Here is a 25,782-nt window from a genome sequence, read left to right on the forward strand (position 1 = left end):
ATAATATCCAATTCTATAGCACATATTGTCCGATATTCCTAAAACAAAACGTATTGAGAATATTTACGATAAAAGTTTCTCTACCTTTGCAGTAAAATCAACTATAAAAAACATGAAAAGATTCTTCCTATCAACTCTTTTGTTTTTACTCATCTCCAGTATGCAAAGTGGAGAGTTAATTAAAGACTATATACTATGGTACAATCGTCCGGCCTATAACCGGGGAGGAGATTTCAGTCAAACCGTCTCAAGAGGATTTCCGTACGATGAAGATTGGGAAAGATGGTCACTCCCGATAGGAAACGGAGCTATAGGAGCATGTCTTTTCGGACGGACTGATACGGAACGTATCCAGTTGGCAGAAAAAACAATGGGCAACAAAGGCGCTTACGGCATAGGTGGCTTCACTAATTTTGCAGAAATCTATCTGGATATCCATCATAATTATGCGCAAGATTACAAACGAGCCTTACGCCTGAATGACGCCATTTCTACAGTCAGCTACAAGCATGAAGGCGTAGAATATCAACGGGAATATTTTGCCAACTATCCGGATAATGTAATTGCCGTGAAATTGAAAGCCAGTCAACCAGGCATGATGACATTCACAGTACGTCCGGTATTGCCCTATCTGCATCCTTTTGACAAAGAGCAAAACGGACGTAGCGGATACATACGTTCACAAAATGATTTGATAATGCTGGAGGGTGAAATACAATATTTTCATCTGGCGTATGAAGGTCAGATTAAGGTAGTGAATTATGGAGGAACCACCACATGCAATGATAAAGAAGGCGAACCGGCTACAATTAGCATAAACAAGGCTGACAGTGTTGTGCTATATATATCCGTAGCAACTTCATATCAGTTGCAGGACAATGTTTTCCTATTGCCCAATGCCGAAAAATTCAAAGGTAATGCCTTACCCCACGACAAAGTTGCCAAATGTATCCATACTGCTACGAAGAAAGGATACGAACGTCTTCGTCAAGAACACATTGCCGACTATCAGCGGCTTTTCAACCGTGTAAATTTCAGTTTAACCGACCATATTCCCTCCATTACCACTGATAAGTTACTATACCAATATCGCAACGGAAAACAAGATCCTTACCTGGAAGAACTGTTTTTTCAGTATGGGCGCTATTTGCTGATAGCTTCCTCGCGTCCGGGTTCACTTCCTGCTAATCTGCAAGGTGCCTGGAATCAATATCAATATGCCCCCTGGTCGGGGGGATACTGGCATAACGTGAATGTGCAGATGAACTACTGGCCGGCTTTCAATACAAATCTGGCCGAATCATTTATTCCATATATGGAATATAATGAAGCATTCCGTAAAGCAGCTGTTCAGGAAGCCATAAAATACATCACTCAAAATAACCCGCAGGCACTCTCTCCCATAGCCGAAGAAAACGGATGGACAATCGGTACAGGTGCTACTGCCTTTGGTATATCAGGTCCCGGAGGCCATTCCGGACCGGGAACAGGAGGGTTCACAGTCAAACTTTTCTGGGATTATTATGACTTCACACGCGACAAGCAACTCCTGAAAGACCATATATATCCCACCCTTCTGGGCATGGCGCAGTTCCTGTCCAAGACATTGAAGCCTCAACAAGATGGTACGCTCCTGGTTGATCCCTCATTCTCGCCCGAGCAGGTTCACCAGCAAACATATTATCGCACCAAAGGATGTATATTCGACCAAAGCATGATTCTGGAAACCTATCATGACTTATTAGAAGCCGCGCGAATCCTGAATAAGAAGGATCCTTTCCTCGAAACGATAAGAAAACAGATCGATAAATTGGATGCCATACAAATCGGAACATCCGGGCAAATAAAGGAGTTCCGCGAAGAGAAGGAATATGGAGAGATCGGACAATATGAACACCGCCACATATCCCAACTATGCGCCATGTATCCAGGCACCCTCATCAACTCAAACACCCCCGAATGGCTGGAAGCTGCCAAAGTGACTTTGCAAAAGCGAGGCGACCAATCTACCGGATGGGGCATGGCACACAGGCAGAACTTATGGGCAAGGGCCAAGAATGGCAATAAAGCCTATGAATTGTATCGGAACATACTAACTTACAAAACGTTGGAAAATCTTTGGGGCACTCATCCACCTTTCCAGATAGATGCCAATTTCGGAGCCACTGCCGGCATTGCAGAGATGTTATTGCAAAGTCACGAGGGATATATAGCCCCACTGGCTGCTATCCCCGACAAATGGGAAGATGGCAGTTTCAGCGGACTTATGGCACGCGGCAACTTTCAGGTATCAGCTACATGGAAGGCTAGCAATATCCGGTTAATTCTCATTCACTCCAATATGGGCGAAGTCTGCCGGTTGAAATGTAGCAAGAAAGCCTATATAACGGACAGCAAAGAGAAACCTGTAAAATTCAAGGTATCCGACAGCAATATCATAGAATTCAATACAAGAAAAGGAGAAACCTATAAAATCAATATCCAGGAAGATTAACAAATCAATAATTTTACTAACATTATGAAGAAACATTATCCAGCAATCGCCACACTCCTAATCCTGTTCTTACTTACTTCCTCCATGCAGGCACAAAAGACGTTACCTGCCGATATGGAAATAGAACTGCACTATGGTGCCGACCGCTTAGGTAAACGTCTCGATCAGTCTATGCAGAAATTCAGAGAAAACCGCTTGGGAGCATTCATACACTGGGGTCTATACGCCATACCAGGAGGCGAATGGGAAGGCAAAGTATATAACGGAGCCGCCGAGTGGCTTAAGTCGTGGGCCAAAGTTCCCGCTGATGAATGGCTACAACTGATGCAGCAATGGAAACCTGAGAAATTCAATGCAAAAAGATGGGCACAAATGGCAAAAGAAATGGGAGTGAAATATGTAAAAATCACTACCAAACACCATGAGGGCTTCTGCCTATGGCCAAGTCAGTTCACCAAGTACACGGTAGCCAATACGCCCTACAAGAAAGATATCTTGGGAGAACTGGTAAAAGCCTATAACGATGCAGGCATTGATGTCCATTTCTACTTCTCCGTAATGGACTGGAGCCATCCGGACTGGCGATACGACCTTAAGAACGAGGAAGATGAAAAAGCTTTCCAACGTTTTCTTACGTTCACGGACAATCAACTGAAAGAACTCGCCACCCGCTACCCCACCGTCAAAGACTTCTGGTTCGACGGAACCTGGGATGCAAGCATCAAGAAAAACGGCTGGTGGACTGCGCATGCCGAACGTATGCTAAAAGACCTCATCCCCGGCGTAACCGTCAACAGTCGTTTGCGCGCCGATGATTATGGCAAAAGACACTTCGACAGCAACGGACACCTGATGGGAGACTACGAATCGGCCTACGAACGCCGGTTACCCGATCCCGTAAAGGACCTGCAAGTAACGAAATGGGATTGGGAAGCCTGCATGACCATCCCCGAAAACCAATGGGGATACCACAAGGATTGGTCATTGAGCTATATCAAGAATCCGGTTGAGGTACTGGAACGCATTGTTCACGCTGTATCTATGGGAGGTAACATGGTAGTCAACTTCGGCCCCCAACCGGACGGAGACTTCCGTGCAGAAGAAAAAGAACTTGCCAAAGTTATCGGTAAATGGACAACCCGGAACGGTGAATGCATCTATGCCTGTGGCTACGCCGGCTGGGAGAAACAGGACTGGGGTTACTACACCGCCAAGAACCACCATGTCTACATGGTGGTATTCAATCGTCCCTACTCCGGACAGCTGACCGCCAAAACTCCAAAGGGAACCCAAATTATCAAGGCTTCCCTACTGAACGGAGAGAACATAAAAGTCACCGAAACAGCCCGCAATGAATATAATGTAAGTATGCCCAAACATGAATTCAACGAGCCTTTTGTCATCAAACTCGAAATAAAGTCATCCGAAAGTAAAACCAATAAATATCGTGAAGCACTCACCTAAAAAAAAGTAAAAATGAAACGTTTAATTATCTATTCCATCCTGTCCGTTACAGCCTTGTGTTCCTATGGACAAAGCTATTTTAATAAAACGGAAATAAAATCTATCATGAAACGTGTGGCAGACTGGCAAATAGCCAATCCGGCAACAGGTGCGGAACATGACGACCTGAACTGGACCTATGCCGCACTGTACATGGGAATGATAGACTGGGCCGAATTGACCGAAAAAGAAGACGGTGACAGCCAATATTACAATTGGCTCCTGAAAATAGGCCGGCGGAATGCCTGGCAAATGGGAAAGTACATGTATCATGCAGACTTCATCGCTGTAGGACAAGTCTTCCTAGAAATGTATCAGAAATATAACGATCGCAATATGATGCTTCCTACCCTGGCACGCACGGAATTCGTCATCAACCATCCTTCGGCCAGCACGCTGGAACTGGATTACAGAAATATGGCAAGCCTGGAACGCTGGTCATGGTGTGACGCACTGTTCATGGCTCCTCCCGTATATGCCAAAATGTATATGCTGACGAATGACTGGAAATATATCGAATTCATGAATCGGGAATACAAAGCAACTTACGATTACCTTTTTGACAAAGAAGAAGAGCTTTTCTACAGAGATCACCGCTACTTCAAACAGAAAGAGGCCAATGGTAAGAAAGTTTTCTGGGGACGCGGTAATGGCTGGGTGTTAGGCGGACTTTGTGAAATTCTCCAGACACTACCCCGAAATAACATGCACCGCCAATTCTACCAGGATCTCTTCATCACGTTGTCCAACCGCATCGTCCGGTTGCAGGGCAAGGACGGATATTGGCATGCAAGTCTGCTGGACCCCGACTCTTATCCTTCACCCGAAACAAGTGCCACCGGCTTCATTGTCTATGCACTGGCCTATGGTGTCAATGAAGGGTTACTGGACAAAACAGTCATGATGCCCGCCATCGAGAAAGGTTGGCAAGCTCTCGTCAAGGCAGTGGAGAAAGACGGCAAGCTGGGTTATGTACAACCCATTGGTGCAGATCCCAAGAAAGTGACTCGTGAAATGACGGAGGTCTATGGTGTAGGAGCGTTCCTGCTGGCCGGCAACCAGATTTATAAAATGGTTCCATAACTATGAGAAGACCGGTATTCATATTTTTATTATTTTGCCTTTGTGGCATCACTTCGCTGAAGGCACGCGACATCGTGCCCTTCAACGACAAGTGGTTTTTCAAGAAAGACTCACTCTCTACCGAAGTTACCCTTCCACACACCTGGAATGCTACGGATATGCAAATAAAGGCAAAAGCCTTTTATGAAGGAAGCGCCAGTTACCGGAAAAGCTGTCTGTTTCCCGAATCCTGGAAAGGAAAACGCCTTTTCCTGCGCTTCGAAGGCGTAGGGAGTTGTGCGGAGGTATACGTCAACGGTAAACTCACCGGAAGCCATAAGGGAGGATACTCCGCTTTTACATGCGAAATCCAAAACGAAATCAAATTCGGTGAAGAAAACGAAATCAAAGTGCTGGTGGACAACACGGCACGCCCTGACGTTGTCCCTGTCAATCACAATCTGTTCGGCATATACGGCGGTATCTATCGCCCGGTATGGCTCATCATCACTGATAGCTGTAACATTGCAGTAACCGATCATGCTTCATCGGGCGTATACATCTCACAAAAGAACGTATCGCGGCAATCAGCAGAAATCTCGGTAAAGGTAAAACTGGATAATAACGGGCTATATCCCGTTCCCGTAATTTTGGAGAATGTAATCTATGACGTCACAGGCAAACAGATTGCTGCTGAACGCCAATCATTCGACCTGCAATTCCAAGGAATGCAGGCACGTACCAGTCATTTCAAACTAAAACGACCGCACCTGTGGCAGGGACGGGAAGATCCTTATCTGTACAAGGTCACCTCCCGCCTGTATCAGAATGGAAAAGTAATTGATGAAATATCGCAACCGCTGGGACTGCGCAACTATGAAATAATCGCCGGAAAAGGTTTCTTCCTTAACGGGAAAAAGTATCCCATGTACGGTGTCGCCCGCCATCAGGACTGGTGGGAAACCGGTGCTGCTCTCAGCAACGAGCAACACGATACAGATCTGGCTTTCATCATGGATATTGGAGCCACCACCGTTCGCTTCGCCCATTATCAGCAGTCAGAGTACCTCTATTCACGTTGCGACAGCTTGGGGCTGATCATTTGGGCTGAAATACCATTCGTAAACCGCGTTACCGGCAAAGAGTGGGAAAATGCGCACAACCAACTGCGCGAATTGATCCGTCAAAGTTTCAACCACCCTTCCATCTACGTTTGGGGATTACACAATGAAGTTTATCACCCCCATGCCTATACGACACAACTTACCCGCTCCCTGCACGACCTGGCTAAGACGGAAGATCCCGGACGATACACTGTAGCCGTGAACGGCTATGGCCATGCCGAACATCCGGTAAACATGCAAGCTGACATCCAGGGCATGAACCGCTATTTCGGCTGGTATGAAAAGAAAATCCGGGATATTGATGCTTGGGTAGAACATTTGGAAACGGAATACCCCGAAATGAAACTGATGCTGACGGAGTACGGAGCCGATGCAAACCTCCAACATCAGACTGAGTTTCTGGGAGAATCGCTGAACTGGACTAAAGAGTTTTATCCCGAAACATTCCAGACCAAAACCCTTGAATATCAGTGGTCAGTAATAGCAAAACACCCGTACATCATTGCCTCATACGTATGGAATATGTTCGACTTTGCCTGCCCGATGTGGGAACGCGGAGGGGTACCGGCACGCAACATGAAAGGCCTGGTTACCTTCGACCGTAAAACCCTAAAGGATTCTTATTTCTGGTACAAAGCCAACTGGAGTAAAAATCCCGTCCTCTATCTGACTCAAAGGAGAAACGACCAGCGAGAAACCCGAACCACCAGTGTCACAGTATATTCCAACCTCGGCACCCCGAAAGTTTTCCTGAACGGGAAAGCATTGGACAACATCCGGAAAGGATATACGGCAGTACATTATATCATTGACAACGTGACACTGGCAAATGGGGAAAACAAGCTGCAAGCCGTCATTACAGACCGGAACGGAAAGAAATATGCCGACGAAATAACATGGCATTATCAAGGTGAACAACGCCGGAGCACCGATAACCGTGAAAACCGGAACGAACACTCCGGCTTCTGAATGGAGCCGCAAATGGACAATTATAGCATATAAAACAGATAAAATAATAAGGTCGGTATCAATTTACCGACCTATATTTGCCCCAACTTAAATAATACATTAAACCGAAAATAATATGAAGACCACAATCCGGCTTATAACATTAATTGTCATAGGGAGTCTGATGTCAGCAAAAGCCTATTCGGCCAGTTTTGCTCCAAACACTCCGGATCCCGATAACGAGTATGAAGCGTTAATGCAGAAAATCAGGCTTGACTTTGCCAAAAACCCTTCCATTGATAAAGATTTAAAGACCTACAACGAGGCTGACGGCTCATTCACAGATGTGGATTACGCCAGTATCGAACGAACCAACTGGCCGCCAATGAAACACATTGACCGTCTCTCCGACTTTGCTTTCGCCTATACCAATCCCCAAAACAAGTATTATAAAGACGAAAATCTGTTTACTAAAATTCAAAAAGGGCTGGAATACTGGCATGAACGCAACCCGTGGTGCCACAATTGGTGGTACAATCAAATAGCGGAACCTCAACGCCTGGGCATAATACTGATACAAATGCGTACAGGCGAGAAACAGCTTCCGGCAGAACTTGAAAAGAAGATTTTGGAACGAATAGAGAAGGATGGCGGACATCCTGCCAAATGGACAGGCGCCAATCGTACCGACATTGCACTGCACTGGATCTATCGGGCGTGTCTTTCTGAAAATGAAACCGACCTGAAAATTGCACTCGAAAACGCATACAGTCCCATAGTATATACCACCAAAGAAGGTTTTCAGCACGACAACAGCTACTTTCAGCATGGTGCACAACTCTATATCGGTGGCTATGGAGACGAAATTCTGAAAGGTGTCACCCAAATAGCCATGTATACCAAAGGAACCCAATATGCAATTCCTCAGGATAAACTGGCATTACTGAGCAGATTCATGCGTGAAACTTATTATGCCACCATGCGCGGACAATATATGCTGTTCGATGTATTGGGAAGAGGTGTAAGTCGTCCTGGAGTCACTAAAAAATCCCATACAGGCTTATTCGCCAAACGTATGATTGAACTTGATCCGGCTCACACCAATGAATACGAAGAAATCATCTCACGCCTGAGTGGAAAACAGCCTGCTGACTATGCTTTGTCACCCAGACATACCCACTATTTCCGTGGAGATTATACCTTACATATACGTCCTGCCTACACTTTTGATGTCCGGATGGTATCTACACGAACAGCCCGTTGCGAATATGGGAATGGAGAGAATCTGAAAACCTACTTCATGTCCGATGGATGTACCAACATAGTTACCGAAGGAAATGAATATGCCAATATCTTCCCGGTCTGGAACTGGACTCGCATCCCAGGAATAACAGCCCCACAAGTTCCCCAAATACCTTTAGCAGCCAGTGACTGGCAAACACCCGGCACTTCTACTTTTGCCGGAGGAGTGTCCGACAGCCTTTATGGAGCATCTGTCTATTCATACACTGATTCATACTCCGACATCAATACCAGTGCACGGAAAGCATGGTTTTTCTTCGATGAGGAAGTGGTATGTCTGGGAGCAGGTATCCACTCTACGTCTCAATATCCTGTGTATACAACCGTAAACCAGTGCCTGTCCACTTCCGGAAAAGCTATATTACGCCACAAAAATAAACAGACTGAAATAGCACAGGGCAATTTCAACTACACTTCTCCTGAGTGGATCCTTCACAATAAAATAGGGTACTTATTCCCAAATGGTGGAGATTTATTCGTATCCAACCAGCCGCAAACAGGAAGCTGGTATGATATCAATCACACTGCTCCCAAAGATAGTGTGCAAAAAGATGTCTTCACTATATGCCTTGACCATGGCGAACAACCATCAGATGAAACTTATGCTTACATTATCGTACCTGGCATGCAAACAGCCGATGAGGTAAAAAAGTATCAGAAGAAAAAAAACATTGAAATTCTATCCAACACAGAAAATCTGCAAGCAGTCAGAAGCAATAAATCAGATCTATTGCAAATGATATTTTACTGCGCAGGAGAGTTCACATACAAAGATCTCACAGTAAAGGTAGATAAAGCCTGTGCATTAATGGTAAAAATAAAGGGTCAAAATGAAATGCAACTTCATATAGCAGATCCGGGACAGACGCAATCCAATATAACCATAGACATCCGGATGCGAAAACAATCAAAAACAATCAATTGTGATTACCGGAACAGTGGCATTTATGCCGGATCTACCAAGGCCTTTGATATCGTCCTTTAATCATATCACAATCAATTGACCTAACACAATATCAACTTTCCCCTAAAGTCTCAATCAGTTGAATAATCAATCTTGATTGAGACTTTGTTCATCTCACAAAAAAGAAGAGCGTATCAAAATTTCTTTTAATACACTCTCATCTTGAAAGGGAAGTTTTCCTTTCTATCAATCAAATATCAAATAAAATCTAATATTATTTGAGACGATACAGCAACCAGGCACTCTGGAAATCCTTACGGTTGGAGTATTTAGACTTGAAAGCATCGCGCGCATCAGCTGCAGAAGCTCTGTCGGCAAAAGTGCTCACAATTACACGATACATTGCTGCATCCGGATTAAAGGCAATCACAGCGCTATAACCTTCCTTATCCAGAAAATCTTTCAGGCTTTCGGCATTAGCCTTCACACTAAAGCTACCACAAACCACACTGTAATCTTTCAAACCGCCCACGCCAGAAATTACTTCCACTTTTTCCTGACGTACACCGGCAGTTGCAACAGGCACACTTTCCACAACCTTTGCTTCAACCGGAGCACTCACTACCGGAGAAACTTCTACCGGTTCAGTAACCTGAGGTTCTGCCAGTTCTTGCTGTTTTGCTTTTTCATATGCTTTTTTGTAAGCGCTTTCACTCGATTTACAAGAAGAGAATGCAAATGCAATGCACAATCCCATTCCTAAAAATGCTAATTTTTTCATAATCATATTGTTTTTGTTAGTAATTTCTATAATCTATACTTAATATCTGCGGAATATATAACGAACTCCCTCATATTCCAGATGAAGGGATGAAGAAGTCAAATCTTCCATTGTAAATGTCCGTTCTCCATTTTCCCACCCCATATAGAATGAATAGTTTTCGTCTTCCATACTTTGAGGCAGCAAAATAATAGAAATTTTATCTCCTTTCAAAGAATAATTTCCAAAAAACGTTTGATAGCGACCATTTTTCAGCAAACAAATAGCAGAAAAGCTACCTTTCTGGAAATTATAAAAGATGCTATCTTGCCGTTCAATAGAACCGTCAGCATATTGATATTGCCTCAACTGCCACTTATCATCCAAATCGCCGTCAACATTACTACAAGCTGCCAGCACAAGCACTATCAACCCGATAATCAGAAATATCTTTCTCTTTCCTATCTCCATGTAGCTAATATTCCGAATAATAGGACAAATGTACGTGGAACAATCAATCCAAAGGGCAGCATTATAGTTAAATTAAACTAATCACGTTTCTTTTCTAACAGACAAAACCAGGTTCGAACCGTACTCGGGCATTACCTGAACCGTACCTGCTCCGTACTTGCTCCGTATCTATACGCTTAGAGTAGCTACGGAGCTAGTACGGACCTGATACGGAGCTAGCACGGACCTGATACGGAGCCAGTACGGAACAGATACGGAGCCAGTACATTCCGGACAGTTCTCGGATTAGTACCGAGTCCGGAACAGAAAAATAAATATTTCGAAAAAAAAGAAGTTAAGCGAACAACTTTATAAAGAAAAATGTTAGTTTTGTAGTATAAACCTCTATAAATAGAAAGGAGAACAATTATGAAAGGATTAAATGTACTTGTAGCTTTTCTGGACGGTGCAGCAGTAGGCGCAGCCGTTGGTATTTTATTTGCTCCCGAAAAAGGAGAAGACACCCGCCATAAGATTGCGGAAATTCTCCGCAAAAAGGGAATTCGTCTGAACCGTAGCGAGATGGAAAATCTGGTAGACGAAATCGCGGCAGAAATTAAAGGCGAAGGAGCCGAATAAAACAAAACCTACAAAAAAACAGAGCCACTATGATGTTCGCAGACGACAGAAGTATTGAAAATCTCCAGCAATTATTCGTTGAGTTTAAGAAATATCTGAAACTTCAAAAAGAATATACCAAACTGGAAATAACCGAAAAACTCTCAATCCTGCTTTCCGCCTTGGTACTACTATCGGTAGTCATCATTCTTGGCATGGTGGCACTGTTTTATTTGTCATTTGCATTAGCTTATATATTAGACCCGCTTGTAGGCGGACTTATGGTAAGCTTCAGCATCATCGCCGGCTTCCACCTTCTACTCGTTTTATTAGTAATCACTTTCCGCAAGAAACTCATCATCAATCCAATGGTGAACTTCATTGCCGGACTGTTCTTTGAGAATGATAATGAAAAATGATACCATCATGAACAATATGCCTGACTCCTCTTCCATGACTCTGGAAAGTATCGCGCTACGAAAAAAAGAATTACGGAAGAAATTGCATGTACAGAAAGAAATCATGACGGATACGGCAAGAGAACTGTTTGCACCCCTTGCACCCGCTGCCGACAAGGGCAACGCCATTATGCGCGCTTTCAACACGGGCATGGCTGTCTTCGACGGATTGATGCTGGGAGTAAAGATGATGAGAAAGGTCAGAAGCATGTTTGCCACCAGAAGATAAACAGGCGCCATAAAGCAAAAAAAGCCGCGTTCTTCCATTGAGAGACGCGGCTCTTTTTATTGATTCAATTCCAATGATTACAGATATGTTTCGAGCAACTTCACGCCGCCGTCTTCCGGAACAATCGTAACTTCTTGCGTAATCGCAGGCAGCAATATCGTTTCACCTGCACGCACAGCAATCTCATTCTGGCTGTCGTCCGTGATACGGCATGCGCCTTCCACACAAATGAAAATCACAAATGAATCCAATTCAGAATAGTCACATGTAATTTCTTCTGTCATGTCATAGAGAGAAGTAGTGAAGTAAGGACTGGCAACCAATTCCACCGGTTCATTCTTCAAATGATCATATTCTGTACGGAAGTCATCCTGCACATCAGCAAAATTAATTGCTTCAGTAGCCTGAGTAGTATGCAACTCGCGAGATTTGCCTTCTTTGTCTTTCCGGTTGTAATCGAAAATACGATAAGTGATATCCGAAGTCTGCTGAATTTCAGCAACAAAAGCACCGGCACCGATACCATGCACACGACCGGCAGGAACATAGAACACATCCCCCGGTTTTACATCGCACGTTTGCAGCACTTCAGCAAAGGTTCCATTATAAACCCTTTCCTTGTATTCTTTCGGAGTTATCTGCTCAGAAAAGCCGGAAATCAGTTTTGCCCCCTTATCTGCCGATACCACATACCACATTTCATTCTTGCCGAAAGAATTGTGGCGTTTTCTCGCCAACTCATCTCCCGGATGTACCTGGATGGATAAATCCAACCTGGCATCAATGAATTTTATCAACAAGGGAAACTTTGTGCCAAAACGAGAGTAATTCACTTCACCGACAAGTTCATGACGGTATTTTCCCACCATCTCAGGGAGCGTAAGGCCTTTGTCAGGTCCATTAGCGACGACAGACTCGTTGTCTTCTACAGCCGAGATTTCCCAGCTTTCGCCTACTCCGGATAGCGTTTCATTCAATTGCTTAAAAGCAATAATCTTGTCGCCTCCCCAAAGCGTCTGCTTCAGAATAGGCTCAAATTTCAAAGGATACATTCGTAGTTTTTGTTAGAGCTTTAAATAAAAATGTTACATTTTTTTAGATTAACGCGACAAACTTACAAAAAATATCAATTCGCCTCGTAAATGTTAAACGCTAAACTTTCCTAAAATGTTCTTCACATTTCAAGATAAACCCTTGGGAGTACGGAAGAATTTCTTTTTATTTGCAAGAAATTTAATTTTATACCATGGATATGATAAACACCGTGTCAACGGAAAGTAACTTGTCGGGTTTGAACAAGGAAGACTTTCAAAAAGATATAAATAACAAGAAGACTGATTTATTTATTCTTAAAAATGCTCAGGGAATGGAAGTTGCAGTAACTAACTATGGATGCGCTATCCTTTCCATTATGGTCCCCGACAAAAACGGGAAGTATGCTAACGTAATTCTGGGACATGACAGTATAGACCATGTAGTCAACAGCCCCGAACCTTTCCTCAACACTACTATCGGACGCTACGGAAACCGTATAGCCAAAGGAAAATTCACTCTTTATGGTGAAGAGCACAATCTGACAATCAACAACGGACCAAATTCTTTGCACGGTGGACCCACAGGTTTCCACGCCAGAGTGTGGGATGCAGTCCAACCGGATCCGACGACTGTTGTATTCAACTATACATCCGCAGATGGCGAAGAGGGCTTTCCCGGTAATCTGGAAGTAGAAATGACCTATCGTCTGGAAGATGAAACCAATGCACTGGTTATTGAATACCGGGCTACTACAGACAAGGCAACTGTTGTCAACCTCACCAACCACGGCTTCTTCAATCTGGCAGGTATTGCCAATCCCACCCCTACGGTTCTGAACCATATCATTACTATCAACGCTGATCATTATACTCCCATTGACGAAGTGTCCATTCCGACAGGAGAAATCCTGAAGGTAGAAGGTACTCCTATGGATTTCCGTACACCGCATACCATCGGTGAACGTATTGATGATAAGTTCCAACAATTGGTGAATGGTGCAGGTTACGATCACTGCTACGTACTGAATAAGACAGAGAGTGGTGAATTAAGCCTTGCCGCTACTTATACGGAACCCGAAAGCGGACGTACAATGGAAGTGTATACCACAGAGAACGGTGTACAACTCTATACAGGGAACTGGCTAGGCGGCTTTGCAGGTGCTCACGGAGCTACTTTCCCGGCACGCAGTGCTGTTTGCTTTGAAGCACAATGTTTCCCCGACACACCTAACAAACCACATTTCCCATCGGCCGTATTGCTCCCGGGCGATGAATACCAACAAGTAACCATTTACAAGTTCGGTGTACAAGAATGAATATAACTAACCTAATTTTATAACTAATTTAATTAATTAAAAACCATGACACAACAAAAACAGAACGGTAATCTTGTCGCTATTATTACCATGTTCTTCATTTTTGCGATGATTTCCTTCGTTACCAATCTTGCCGCACCATTCGGTACGATTTGGAGAAACGAATATGCGGGTTCGAACACTTTAGGTATGATGGGGAATATGATGAACTTCCTGGCATATCTGTTTATGGGAATTCCTGCCGGTAATATGCTCGTTAAGATCGGTTACAAGAAAACTGCATTGATTGCAATGGCAGTAGGTTTCCTCGGCTTGTTCACACAATACCTTTCCAGTTTATTCGGAGCAAATGCCGAAGTTTTCGCATTCGGCGAATATGTTATCAAATTAAATTTCGTTATCTATCTGCTTGGTGCATTCATCTGCGGTTTCTGTGTTTGTATGCTTAACACAGTGGTGAACCCGATGCTGAACCTCCTTGGTGGTGGTGGTAACAAAGGTAACCAGTTGATTCAAACAGGTGGAGCCCTTAATTCTTTGTCCGGTACATTGACTCCGCTTTTCGTAGGTGCTTTGATTGGTACAGTAACTTCCAAGACAGCTATGTCAGATGTTGCTCCTCTCCTCTTTGTCGCTATGGGTGTATTCGTAGCTGCATTTATTATCATTTCTTTTGTTGCTATTCCTGAACCACACCTTCAGAAAGGTGGAGTGAAGAAAGAAAAATTCTCTCACAGTCCATGGAGCTTCCGTCACACTGTATTAGGTGTAGTTGGTATCTTCATCTATGTAGGTATCGAAATCGGTATCCCGGGTACACTGAACTTCTATCTTGCCGACGCAAGCGATAAGGGTGCCGGAATTATGATGAACGGCGCTGCTATCGGTGGTGCTATTGCTGCTATCTACTGGTTACTGATGCTTGTAGGACGTACTGCAAGTAGCGCTATCAGCGGTAAAGTTTCCAGCCGTACACAGTTAATCGTTGTATCTGCCACTGCTATTGTTTTTGTATTGATTGCTATCTTCACTCCGAAAGATGTAACAGTTTCAATGCCCGGTTACACTGTAGGTGAAGGCTTTATGATGGCACAAGTACCCGTCAGCGCATTGTTCCTCGTACTCTGCGGTCTTTGTACTTCTGTAATGTGGGGTGGTATCTTCAACCTTGCAGTAGAAGGATTAGGAAAATATACAGCACAAGCATCCGGTATCTTTATGATGATGGTTGTTGGTGGTGGTGTATTGCCGTTGATCCAACAAAGCATCTCTGACTCTGTAGGTTATATGGCCAGCTACTGGCTGATTATCGCAGCTCTTGCTTATCTGCTGTTCTACGGCTTGGTAGGTTGCAAAAATGTAAATAAAGATATCCCAGTAGAGGATTAACGCAATTAAAAGGTATAGGTAATTAATTTATTCACTTATAAATTTAAAAAGATTATGGATATAGAACACGTAAGAAGCCGTTTCATCAAGCATTTTGACGGAACAACAGGAGCAGTTTACGCTTCTCCGGGACGCATCAACCTCATTGGTGAACATACAGACTATAACGGTGGTTTTGTATTCCCCGGAGCAATCGATAAAGGCATGATTGCTGAAATTAAGCCGAATGGCACTGACATGGTAAGAGCTTATTCTATTGATCTGAAGGATTATGTGGAATTCGGTTTGAAAGAAGAAGATGCTCCCCGTGCAAGCTGGGCAAGATATATCTTCGGTGTATGCCGTGAGATGATTAAGCGTGGCGTTGATGTAAAGGGCTTCAATACAGCTTTCTCCGGTGATGTACCTTTGGGTGCAGGTATGTCTTCATCTGCCGCTTTGGAAAGTACATATGCGTATGCATTAAACGATCTGTTCGGTGACAACAAGATAGACAAGTTTGAACTGGCTAAAGTAGGTCAGGCAACTGAACATAATTATTGCGGTGTAAACTGCGGTATTATGGACCAGTTTGCTTCTGTATTCGGCAAGAAAGGCAGCCTTATCCGTCTGGACTGCCGTTCACTGGAGTATCAATACTTCCCGTTCGATCCGAAAGGCTATCGTCTGGTATTGGTAGACTCTGTAGTTAAGCATGAGTTGGCTTCTTCAGCATACAACAAGCGTCGCCAAAGTTGCGAAGCTGCCGTTGCCGCTATCCAGAAGAAACATCCGCATGTAGAATTCCTGCGCGACTGTACCATGGAGATGCTACAAGAGTCAAAAGCTGAAATCAGCGAGGAAGACTTCATGCGTGCAGAATACGTAGTCGAAGAAATCCAGCGCGTACTCGACGTTTGCGATGCTTTGGAAAAAGGTGATTACGAGACTGTAGGCCAGAAGATGTACGAAACACATCATGGTATGAGCAAGCTCTACGAAGTTAGCTGCGAAGAACTCGACTTCCTGAACGATATTGCATTTGATTGCGGCGTAATAGGTTCCCGTGTAATGGGCGGCGGTTTCGGCGGTTGTACTATCAACTTGGTGAAAGATGAGTTGTATGATACATTCATCCAGAATGCCAAGGATAAGTTCAAAGAGAAATTCGGCAGAAGCCCTAAAGTTTATGATGTAGTCATCAGTGACGGTGCTCGCAGATTAGTTTAAAACTAAAACAATCCAATCTTAAAAGGGCGTCTTCCCATCACGGGGAGACGCCCTTGTCTTTTCAGCCTTTTTCAAAAAACTAATTAGCTAACCTAATTTCCAATCCATTAACCTTATCCTTTTTCGAAGATATAAACAGCAAATGTCTTCGGTTCCAACTCTATATTCAACACCTGACCATCCATTGAAACCGGAGTTTCCTGCGGTTGAATGGCAGACGGCTGCTCAATCGTATTATCTTTGTCAGGATCAGCCGAACGAAGCTTGATGCAACGTCCACCGGACAGTATATCCTGTTTCTTCAATCCTTCAAACTTCAAAGACAGAGGTTGGGCCTTATCGGAAGTATTGGCCACCTTTACTATAATTTCATTCTTATCCTTATCATAGACCGCACTTGCAAACAGTCCATTCTGATCTTCGGCACCTGTTACAACCTTCTTATTCATCGTCAAAGAAAGCACATTAGTGCCCTTGTGATGCCCATAGAGTTGCTGCACATAGTAACTTACAGTACGGACAGAGTTGAGATTATCAAACCAAATCATATCCGGGCGCCATTGCCATCCTTCCACATGAGCAAACAAAGGAGCATAAGTGGCCATGTGTACAATATCTGCATTGCGCTCCAATCCGGTCATAAATGCAGCTTCAAGCAGAGCGGCATTAAAATGGTTCCATTTCTTCCCCTTACCATGACAAGCATATTCTCCTGCAAACACTTTCGGACCTTTACGGTCATAGTTATCATAACGTGCCCCCTCATTCAGGAACCAGTTTTCGGGACGATAGAAATGTTCATCCACCAAATCAACTTTCAGGCGTTTCATTTCCGGCCATAGATATTCGAACTGTTTTCCTTCAGAGTCCGGACCGGAGCTTCCGATAATCTTGATATCCGGATAGGCTTTACGAATAGCCTTGATAAATGGTTCGAGATGTTCCGGGTATTCCGGTCCCCATTGCTCATTACCTATACCAATGAATTTCAGGTTAAACGATGCAGGGTGTCCCATATCGGCACGCAGTTTTCCCCATTTCGTGGTCACATCCCCATTGGCAAATTCAATCAGATCAAGAGCATCCTGCACATAGCTATCCAAATCGCAAACAGCCACATGTGCCTCTGCATCAGAATTCTGGAACTGGCAAGACAGGCCGCAACTCAATACAGGAAGCGGCTCTGCTCCTATTTCCTCCGAAAGCTGGAAGAACTCAAAGAATCCCAATCCGTAGCTTTGGAAATAATCGGGATAGAAACGATGCGGGAAAGTATATTCCCAACGATTCTCATTCAACGGGCGGTTCTCTACCGGACCTACAGACTTCTTCCAGTCATAGCGTGTAGCTAAATCTGTTCCTTCTACAATACATCCGCCGGGGAAGCGGAACACACCTGGCTTGATATCAGCTAAAGCTTGCGCAAGGTCTTTACGCAAACCATTCTCATGTCCTTTCCAGGTATCGACCGGGAAAAGAGAGACATGTTCCAAATCAACCGTACCCTTTGATGCCAGGAAAATACGAAGAGTCGCCTTCGGATCAGTTACACCCGGTTTTAGGATAACCTGATACTTTTTCCATTCTTTCGAATCAATCGTCAATGTCTCAGTAGCAAAAGCATGGTGCTCACCCATAGATTTGGTATCTACAAGTTCAATACGGATTTTTTCGGATGTTCCGCCTTGGGGCAAACGTGCCCATACAGAGAAGCGATACTCCTCTCCTGCTTTTACACCGATACCGAAGAAACCTTCATTATCCAATCCCGTATGCTTATGCGGATGGCCCGGGTCGGCCAGACGGACATAGTGCGGATTTCTTTCAAAAGGACCGTCATCTTGAAGCGTTACATTACCAAAGGTTTTCCATCCCATCAGATGTTGTGGGAACTCAAACGAACGGTTCTTCACTAACTCGGCATAAAGTCCGCCGTCAGCGGCATAGTTGATATCCTCAAAGAACAACCCATACATAGTAGGCTGAATCTCTGCACCCAATTTCTTGGTTTGTATCACAAACTCATTAGTTTGTGCCTGAAGCGCCATACCTGCGGTCAGGGTTAGCGTCGCTAATAATCCAGTGTATCTTTTCATGGTTTTAAAATAAAATTATAATTGGTTATTTAGTTCTTTTTCCCCATACGGAGCGCCCACGGCTATCCAGCCCTGTAAAGAGGACAGTTTCCGCTTCATTCTCCCAGTCGTGCCCGGCAAACACAATCAGATTCTTTACCACTTCTCCGTCCAGTGTCAGTTGTAAGGATTGGTCTTCTCTGGCAAAATCCCAGGTTCCTTTATCCTCTCCTAACTTTCCATCTTTCTCCAGATATAAAAGGTGAGACATATTCCATTCTTCATCTTGCAGTTCGCCTTCGCCCCACAATATCTGTCCGGCTTCCAGTTGGCGCTCATACAGGGGTTCCTGTACGCGGATAATTTCCCACTCGCCCGCTAAATCCTCCGCAGAGAACTCTCGAGGATTAGTACCTGCGTAGCGTTCAGGCGATACGACAGACCATCCATCTTTAGTAAAAAAGACTTGTCGCACATGGAGATCCATCATCTGGTTTTGTGGTGACAAACGTCCCTGATGAGCCATGAAATATTGTCCGTCATCTGAAGTGAATACTGCACAATGCGCTGTGCCGGCCCAACCCGGATGGTTCTTGAAACGATAAGGAGCTGTCAAGATAGGAAAGTTATTCGTCGTATCTTTCAACTCTTTGCCGAAGTAATCAATGAACGGACCTTCCGCTTTGTCTGAACGCCCCACACGTACATTGTAGGTTGTCATCAACGGATCATAGGATACAAACAGATAGTATTCTTTCAAATCTGGATTATAGATAATTTCCGGAGCTTCCAGATTATCCTTCTTGTAATTAGCACGACGAGCTACCAAGTGTCCCCTATCTCCTTCTACCAAAGGAAGACCGGTTTCCGGATTCAGTTCCACACAATACAGACCACCGAAAAATGAACCGTAATGCATCCACCACTTGCCGGTTGAAGGGTCTACAGTGATGCTGGGATCAATGGCATTCATGGCTGTCGTATCATCTGTCTTAACAACACAACCTGCCAATGTCCAAGGCCCTTCGGGCGAATCTGATTCTGCCAATCCGATATAGGATGTTTTACGCCCGAAAGCCGACACACAATAGTATAGCCTATACTTATTATTATAGGGAATGATATAAGGTGCCCAGATATTTGTCGCCCCATGCCCTCCTGTATGAGAGCGCACCCACTCCACCGCTTCCTGCGGAATCTCGGGCAATGCCCAGCCCAGAAATTCCCAATTCACAAGGTCTTTGGAACGACGCATCTGAATACCCCCCAAAGGCACCCCCTTTTCTTTTGCTTCTTTACGATTTTCCCGGAAGATAGCATCCGTGGAATACATATAGTAATAATCGCCTATCTTGCGGCACGACGGATCGTGTACATTGTAGGTTCCCCATGATTGGTAATTCTCCATGGAAGATAGTGAAGAGTAATCATCTGCCCACGGATTAGGTGAAGCAGTAGGGGTAAAAACAGAAGAAGTGCAACCGGCAAACAGGCTGCCCATTAGTAGTACAGTTACGTGTAGTAAGTTTCTCATAATATCAGCAAATAATAAATTCTGTTGCAAAAATACGCCCCGCCGCATGTCGGTAGGTGGACAAACGGATATTTAAGGTGGACAATCAAACAATTCCGGTAAAAAAGCGCATTATGTATTTTAGAAATAACGGATATTCTTCTAACTTTGCTATAGTAATACGAAACAATATGAAAAGTCACTCCTTTATATACCTTATTATATATAGCTGTTTTATAATGTCGATGTCGTTACAGGCTCAAGAACATTTTGCAGACCGATACAATGTTTCTTACATCACCATGGACGACGGGTTACCTCATAATTCCATTGACGACATTTATAAAGACACCTATGGTTTTCTATGGATATCCACTGCCGGAGGCGGACTGTCACGTTATGATGGCTATGAATTCATTCATTTCAATCCCAATACTCCTCACTGCAAACTCAAGAGTAACTTTATCCACAATGTATATGAAGACAGATTCCACCGTCTTTGGATTGTATCCGAAGGAGGCACAGATATTATTGACTTATCTACTCTACAATCTGTAGTGCCCAATGATCCTAAAGGACTTTTGCCCCGCTTTATAAATCAACCCACCTATATCGTCATTCTCGATTCGCAAGGTTGCATCTGGCTGCAATGCGACAATGCACTTCACCGAATATCCTTCAATGCCGAAGGTGACATCGATACATTATCCACATTAGATTTACCCGAACTATCTGAACCTGACCTTATATTAAAAGATATCGACGAAGATGGTAAGATATGGACCGGCATTAATGGCACTATCTATAAAATCTCCCCGACACCACAAGGGCAGTTAGAAAAAAGTTCCATATCAGAGCAACTAACTTTTTGGCCTGGCATATATTTTAAGGATATGATAGCCAAAGAAAATGAAGTCTGGATAGCTACGCACATAGGACTGTTTCGCTATAACAAAAACAACAATACAAGAAAACTCTACGAAAATATCCAAAGTGACCCTCATTCTTTATCGCAAAATTATCTGACCAATCTTGCCATTACTGATAATAAACAGTTGATTGCAGGAACTTTGCGCGGAGCTAACATCTACAATCCTATTACCGATAACTTCGAACGCTTTACTCATAGTTCAACCGGTAACAGCCTGTTGAACAGTAACTTTATTAATTGTATAAGAGTAGACGGGCAGCACATTTGGTTCGGTACTGAAAGTGGTGGAATTAATAAACTGACTCCGAAGCGCTTGGTAATACACAATTACCAACATGATAAAGAAAATCCCGCAAGCCTGTCCGACAATCCGGTAAATGTCATTTATGAAGATAAGGAGGGCAGTTTGTGGGTAGGCACAGTAGAGGGAGGACTGAATCTGAAAAAACAAGGAAGTGAACAGTTTATTCATTACAGATGGGAACGTGGTGAGATAAGTCATAACTCAGTAAGCAGTCTTGTCAATGACAACCAGGGCCGATTATGGGTAGGCACCTGGGGCGGCGGAATCAACATAGTGAATCCTAAAGCACCGAATCGCCCCCTTCAAGTAATATACACACATCCTGAAACCGGATTTCCATTATTCTTCATAGCAGTACTCGTTTATGACCCTACCAATAATGGAATGTGGATAGGCGCCAATCGAGGGCTCTTTTTCTATGATATGGCAACTCAAAAGTTCATTTCCCCTTTTGCTAACCGTATGGCAGAAAACATCCGTGGTTGCCTCGGCGCCATTATCGACAAAGAAAATAAACTGTGGGTAGGTTCTACGGAAGGAGTCTACATCATAGATCTTAACACCCGATCTCCCCAGTCAAAGGAAGGAGAATTCCAGCATCGTCACTTAAACTATAAGCTCGATAATCCCCAATCGGGACTGATAGAGAAAATCAGTTGTTTTTGCGAAGCTAAAGATGGTACATTATGGTTGGGCAGTAATGGATATGGCATATATAAACGGATAATTGATAAGCAAGGCAAAGAAAAATTCATATCTTATAATACGGACCAAGGTTTAATCAACAACAATGTACGAAGTCTGGAAGAAGATATCAATGGAAGTATCTGGATAGGAACTAATAACGGACTTTCCTGCTTCCACCCAAACGAGAACCGCTTCACCAATTACACCAAACAAGATGGCTTTCCGGATGCACAATTCTATTGGAATGCCTCATACCGTTCTTCGGACGGTACACTCTATTTCGGCAGCGTAGCAGGACTGACAGCCATCGATAGCAATCTGCCTGTTGTTACTGCTCAACCTGCCAACATACGCTTCACGCGGTTGAGAATCGGAAATGAAAATATCCTGCCCGGTAATAAATATCTCCCCAAAGACATAGCCGTTACTCAGGAAATAAAACTCCATGAGAAAGAGAAGTCCTTCTCGTTGGAATTCTCCGCCTTGAATTTTGAACCGGATAATACAGCCACTTATAGCTACCGCCTACTTGGTTTTGAAGACAAATGGGTACAGGCACCCGGAAACAGACGGTTTGCAAGCTACACCAACTTGCGTCCGGGTAGCTATACCCTGCAAGTGAAATATACACCTGACGGAGGAGACGGGACAGAGAACATGGCAGAGCTAAAGGTCACCATCCTACCCTATTTTTATAAAACAACTTGGTTCATATTGCTTCTTGTAGTTTTGGCACTACTTGCCACTTGGCAAACTTACCAATGGCGCATACGAAACTTCAAACGGCAGCGGGAACTACTACACCGCACCGTGGAAGAACGCACCTACCAACTGGAACAACAAAAACAATTATTAGAGAACCAGACAGAAGAACTCTCCCGACAGAACAGGATGCTGACACTGCAAAACGAGAAAATCACCCGGCAAAAAGCACAATTGAGCCGTATGGCACGCAAAGTACAAGAATTGACATTAGACAAGATAGCTTTCTTCACTAACATAACGCATGAATTCCGGACACCGATAACTTTAATTATCGGTCCTATCGAGCGTGCACTAAAACTAAGTTATAATCCGCAGGTAATAGAACAGTTAAACTTCGTGGAACGTAACTCCAAATATCTGCTATCCCTTGTCAACCAACTGATGGATTTCCGGAAAATAGAATCCGGTAAGCTTAATATCGTTGCGACAAAAGGTGACTTTGTGAGTTTTATACATTCATTGCTTACTCCTTTTGAAGTATTTGCCGGAGAACGGAATATTTCAATAAAACACTATTTTCACATGAAAAGTTCCGAAATCTTCTTTGATGAAGAAGCGATGCACAAGGTTATTACCAATCTGCTAAGCAATGCCATTAAATTTACACCGGATGGCGGAAGCATATCCATATATATAGCCACCCTTCCGGCTAAAAACGATAAAGAAGAAAAACTTTATCTCTGCGTCAGTGACACGGGAACAGGTATTCAGGAGCAAGACACCGAACAAATATTCAACCGTTTCTATCAATCCAAGAAGCAAGCGAAATATCCTGTATACAGCCAAACGGGTACAGGAATCGGGTTATATCTTTGCAAACGCATCGTGAAGATGCATGATGGAGAAATCTGCGTTCGTAATAACCATACTATCGGCTGCTCCTTCCGCATCCTACTCCCACTTCCAAAAGAAGAAAACATAAGCGACCAACTGATCGTTGAGAACAATATACCACCGGCAGCAACTACGAAAAAGAATGAATTACCCAAAGAACGGCTGGCCCTGACCATTCTTGTAGTGGAAGATAATGCAGACATGAGAGGATACATCCGTTCCATTCTCCGTGATTATTATAATGTACTCGAAGCTACCAACGGGGCAGAAGCCCTTGATGTATTGAACAACCAGTCTGTAGATTTTATCATCAGCGACCTGATGATGCCCGTAATGGATGGTATAGAACTATCACGACGGGTCAAAGAGACATTTAGTATCTCACATATTCCTTTCCTGATGCTGACTGCTAAAACATCGCCGGAAACCCGGCTGAAAAGTTACCGCACGGGCGTAGACGAATATCTGCTAAAACCTTTTGATGAAGCTCTGTTACTGACCCGTATCGAAAACATCCTGGATAATCGCAGACGCTACCAACGAAAGTTCAAGACGGACATGGACGTGGAAGCACTGAATATAGAGGAGGAATCCGGTGACAAGAAATTCATCAACCAAGTGATGGAAGCTATAAAAGAACACTATAAAAACCCTTACTTTGAAGTGAGTGATTTCAGTGAGGCCGTCGGAGTCAGCAAAAGCCTGCTGAATAAAAAGCTTCAAAGCCTCATCGGGCAATCAGCGGGACAATTCATACGTAACTACAGATTAAACACTGCCCGGGAACTGATTCTCAAAAACCGGGAGAGCAAACAGATGAATATTGCAGAAATAGCATATGAGGTTGGTTTCAATGACCCCAAGTATTTCGCCCGCTGTTTCAGCAAGCAGTTTAATACGACACCAAGCGCATTACTGAATGAAGAAGAGTAAGTCTATACACTGAGTTTATCACTATTTTACCTACACGCTTACACTCACCTTCCGCATCGCCCTATTCATCAGCAATAGAGCGGTGTGTAGGTAAGTGCAGGCAGAGTGTAGGCAGATTTGCCTACACTCTGCCTGCATCAGGGATACATCATTGATTACCTTTTCGTTAACCCTCTTTTTGGCCTACACCATTCGTTTTTACATCCTTTCATTTCAGGCGTTTTTCCACCTACTTTTGTCCATCAAAAGCAGGGATTGTAAATGTAAATCCCCTATGTTCATTGCGCAAACTACACATATATATTCTATTGACATACAAAGTTTTAGACATAACTACTATAGTGAACGTCGTGACTCACAGTAGTGATACACGTGCTTTACAATAGTGAAGCACGTACACTACGTCTGTACGCATACCAAAACAAAGCATCCCGAAACAAAGAAGAAGCGATGTGAAAGCAAAGAAAAGGTGATGTTTAAGAAAAGAAAGCGTAAGAAGCGCCTTCTTCAACCGTTTACTCAAGTTTCGCCGGACGCCATTCCGGCGAAACGAGTTACAAATCCGCCGGAACGGGACAAATATATTGACACTATTAGAATAAAAACATATATAACCCTTGTTGTCAAACATGCCATTATCCCATTGAGAAGTACCTGTGAGCATGGTTTAAAAGGGTGTAGCCTTAAGGTCGGGATGGCTACACCCTTTCCCCTATATGGCTACACCCTTTGGTGGTTAGGGCTACACCCTTTCGGTGACTTCCTTACCTGAATCTTCTCCTGTTTTCTTTTATTTACAGCACAATCAGCCTGAAGTATCGTGATATATACTGAAGCCTAATTTTAATTGTAACTTCTACACTTAAATATTCATTTGTCCACCTCAAAAATTCATTTGTCCACCTCAGAAACACCTTTTGAGCGTATTTTTGCATCACTA

General features: G+C 43.7%; 17 protein-coding genes. 12 read left to right on the forward strand and 5 right to left on the reverse strand.

Annotated features, from left to right (window positions below; all coding sequences use genetic code 11):
* Positions 1–112 precede the first annotated feature (112 nt).
* From VYM24_RS21860 to VYM24_RS21880, 5 genes are all read left to right on the forward strand, one after another.
* Positions 113–2,494: a glycoside hydrolase family 95 protein gene (locus tag VYM24_RS21860; RefSeq protein ID WP_330940939.1), complete on the forward strand. Its 2,382-nt coding sequence runs from the start codon at positions 113–115 to the stop codon at positions 2,492–2,494.
* An 84-nt stretch (positions 2,495–2,578) separates the two neighbouring features.
* Entirely contained in the window at positions 2,579–3,958 is a 1,380-nt protein-coding gene (locus tag VYM24_RS21865) for an alpha-L-fucosidase (protein WP_330942279.1), read from the forward strand.
* Between the two features lie 12 nt (positions 3,959–3,970).
* The gene (locus tag VYM24_RS21870; RefSeq protein WP_330940940.1) at positions 3,971–5,080 is read left to right on the forward strand and encodes a glycoside hydrolase family 88/105 protein; all 1,110 of its coding nucleotides are present in this window, start codon (positions 3,971–3,973) and stop codon (positions 5,078–5,080) included.
* A 2-nt stretch (positions 5,081–5,082) separates the two neighbouring features.
* Positions 5,083–7,152, forward strand: coding sequence for a glycoside hydrolase family 2 protein (locus tag VYM24_RS21875; protein ID WP_330940941.1), 2,070 nt, complete (start codon positions 5,083–5,085; stop codon positions 7,150–7,152).
* Between the two features lie 115 nt (positions 7,153–7,267).
* Complete coding sequence (locus tag VYM24_RS21880) at positions 7,268–9,418, forward strand: polysaccharide lyase 8 family protein (protein ID WP_330940942.1); 2,151 nt, start codon at positions 7,268–7,270, stop codon at positions 9,416–9,418.
* Positions 9,419–9,611: 193 nt separating this feature from the next.
* On the opposite strand, the gene VYM24_RS21885 is transcribed toward VYM24_RS21880, so the two are convergent.
* Entirely contained in the window at positions 9,612–10,118 is a 507-nt protein-coding gene (locus VYM24_RS21885) for an SPOR domain-containing protein (RefSeq protein WP_217716141.1), read from the reverse strand.
* A 39-nt stretch (positions 10,119–10,157) separates the two neighbouring features.
* Entirely contained in the window at positions 10,158–10,568 is a 411-nt protein-coding gene (locus VYM24_RS21890) for a lipocalin-like domain-containing protein (RefSeq protein ID WP_330940943.1), read from the reverse strand.
* A gap of 408 nt (positions 10,569–10,976) precedes the next feature.
* On the opposite strand from VYM24_RS21890, the gene VYM24_RS21895 reads away from it, so the two are divergent.
* From VYM24_RS21895 to VYM24_RS21905, 3 genes are read left to right on the forward strand one after another with little or no spacing between them, the layout of a single operon-like run.
* Positions 10,977–11,186, forward strand: coding sequence for a YtxH domain-containing protein (locus VYM24_RS21895; protein ID WP_330940944.1), 210 nt, complete (start codon positions 10,977–10,979; stop codon positions 11,184–11,186).
* 32 nt (positions 11,187–11,218) lie between these two features.
* On the forward strand, positions 11,219–11,584 hold the full coding sequence (locus VYM24_RS21900; protein ID WP_149926246.1) for a phage holin family protein: 366 nt from the start codon (positions 11,219–11,221) through the stop codon (positions 11,582–11,584).
* Positions 11,585–11,591: 7 nt separating this feature from the next.
* Positions 11,592–11,852, forward strand: coding sequence for a hypothetical protein (locus tag VYM24_RS21905; protein WP_291533300.1), 261 nt, complete (start codon positions 11,592–11,594; stop codon positions 11,850–11,852).
* A gap of 77 nt (positions 11,853–11,929) precedes the next feature.
* Here the strand turns inward: VYM24_RS21905 and VYM24_RS21910 are convergent, their stop codons facing one another.
* Positions 11,930–12,904, reverse strand: a complete 975-nt coding sequence (locus VYM24_RS21910) for a type I phosphomannose isomerase catalytic subunit (RefSeq protein ID WP_217716138.1) — start codon at positions 12,902–12,904, stop codon at positions 11,930–11,932.
* 200 nt (positions 12,905–13,104) lie between these two features.
* Here VYM24_RS21910 and VYM24_RS21915 point away from each other — a divergent pair, with 200 nt between their 5' ends.
* From VYM24_RS21915 to galK, 3 genes are read left to right on the forward strand one after another with little or no spacing between them, the layout of a single operon-like run.
* A complete protein-coding gene (locus VYM24_RS21915) occupies positions 13,105–14,202 on the forward strand; it encodes an aldose epimerase family protein (protein ID WP_330942280.1) in 1,098 nt (365 codons plus the stop codon).
* Between the two features lie 45 nt (positions 14,203–14,247).
* A complete protein-coding gene (locus VYM24_RS21920; RefSeq protein WP_217716137.1) occupies positions 14,248–15,591 on the forward strand; it encodes an MFS transporter in 1,344 nt (447 codons plus the stop codon).
* 54 nt (positions 15,592–15,645) lie between these two features.
* On the forward strand, positions 15,646–16,800 hold the full coding sequence (galK, locus tag VYM24_RS21925) for a galactokinase (RefSeq protein ID WP_330940945.1): 1,155 nt from the start codon (positions 15,646–15,648) through the stop codon (positions 16,798–16,800).
* Between the two features lie 113 nt (positions 16,801–16,913).
* Here the strand turns inward: galK and VYM24_RS21930 are convergent, their stop codons facing one another.
* Both VYM24_RS21930 and VYM24_RS21935 read right to left on the reverse strand, forming a co-directional pair.
* A complete protein-coding gene (locus tag VYM24_RS21930) occupies positions 16,914–18,896 on the reverse strand; it encodes an alpha-L-arabinofuranosidase C-terminal domain-containing protein (protein WP_330940946.1) in 1,983 nt (660 codons plus the stop codon).
* Positions 18,897–18,921: 25 nt separating this feature from the next.
* Positions 18,922–20,376, reverse strand: a complete 1,455-nt coding sequence (locus VYM24_RS21935; RefSeq protein ID WP_425286666.1) for an arabinan endo-1,5-alpha-L-arabinosidase — start codon at positions 20,374–20,376, stop codon at positions 18,922–18,924.
* 203 nt (positions 20,377–20,579) lie between these two features.
* Here VYM24_RS21935 and VYM24_RS21940 point away from each other — a divergent pair, with 203 nt between their 5' ends.
* The gene (locus tag VYM24_RS21940; protein WP_330940948.1) at positions 20,580–24,842 is read left to right on the forward strand and encodes a hybrid sensor histidine kinase/response regulator transcription factor; all 4,263 of its coding nucleotides are present in this window, start codon (positions 20,580–20,582) and stop codon (positions 24,840–24,842) included.
* Positions 24,843–25,782: the final 940 nt, after the last annotated feature.

This window comes from Bacteroides sp. MSB163 (assembly GCF_036416795.1).
Lineage (GTDB): Bacteria > Bacteroidota > Bacteroidia > Bacteroidales > Bacteroidaceae > Bacteroides > Bacteroides maternus.

Bases quoted from the DNA above. Each gene is read 5' to 3' on its own strand.
- VYM24_RS21860 (WP_330940939.1), top strand. From the start codon at position 113: ATGAAAAGATTCTTCCTATCAACTCTTTTGTTTTTACTCATCTCCAGT.
- VYM24_RS21865 (WP_330942279.1), top strand. From the start codon at position 2,579: ATGCAGGCACAAAAGACGTTACCTGCCGATATGGAAATAGAACTGCAC.
- VYM24_RS21870 (WP_330940940.1), top strand. From the start codon at position 3,971: ATGAAACGTTTAATTATCTATTCCATCCTGTCCGTTACAGCCTTGTGT.
- VYM24_RS21875 (WP_330940941.1), top strand. From the start codon at position 5,083: ATGAGAAGACCGGTATTCATATTTTTATTATTTTGCCTTTGTGGCATC.
- VYM24_RS21880 (WP_330940942.1), top strand. From the start codon at position 7,268: ATGAAGACCACAATCCGGCTTATAACATTAATTGTCATAGGGAGTCTG.
- VYM24_RS21885 (WP_217716141.1), bottom strand. From the start codon at position 10,118: ATGAAAAAATTAGCATTTTTAGGAATGGGATTGTGCATTGCATTTGCA.
- VYM24_RS21890 (WP_330940943.1), bottom strand. From the start codon at position 10,568: ATGGAGATAGGAAAGAGAAAGATATTTCTGATTATCGGGTTGATAGTG.
- VYM24_RS21895 (WP_330940944.1), top strand. From the start codon at position 10,977: ATGAAAGGATTAAATGTACTTGTAGCTTTTCTGGACGGTGCAGCAGTA.
- VYM24_RS21900 (WP_149926246.1), top strand. From the start codon at position 11,219: ATGTTCGCAGACGACAGAAGTATTGAAAATCTCCAGCAATTATTCGTT.
- VYM24_RS21905 (WP_291533300.1), top strand. From the start codon at position 11,592: ATGAACAATATGCCTGACTCCTCTTCCATGACTCTGGAAAGTATCGCG.
- VYM24_RS21910 (WP_217716138.1), bottom strand. From the start codon at position 12,904: ATGTATCCTTTGAAATTTGAGCCTATTCTGAAGCAGACGCTTTGGGGA.
- VYM24_RS21915 (WP_330942280.1), top strand. From the start codon at position 13,105: ATGATAAACACCGTGTCAACGGAAAGTAACTTGTCGGGTTTGAACAAG.
- VYM24_RS21920 (WP_217716137.1), top strand. From the start codon at position 14,248: ATGACACAACAAAAACAGAACGGTAATCTTGTCGCTATTATTACCATG.
- galK (WP_330940945.1), top strand. From the start codon at position 15,646: ATGGATATAGAACACGTAAGAAGCCGTTTCATCAAGCATTTTGACGGA.
- VYM24_RS21930 (WP_330940946.1), bottom strand. From the start codon at position 18,896: ATGAAAAGATACACTGGATTATTAGCGACGCTAACCCTGACCGCAGGT.
- VYM24_RS21935 (WP_425286666.1), bottom strand. From the start codon at position 20,376: ATGGGCAGCCTGTTTGCCGGTTGCACTTCTTCTGTTTTTACCCCTACT.
- VYM24_RS21940 (WP_330940948.1), top strand. From the start codon at position 20,580: ATGAAAAGTCACTCCTTTATATACCTTATTATATATAGCTGTTTTATA.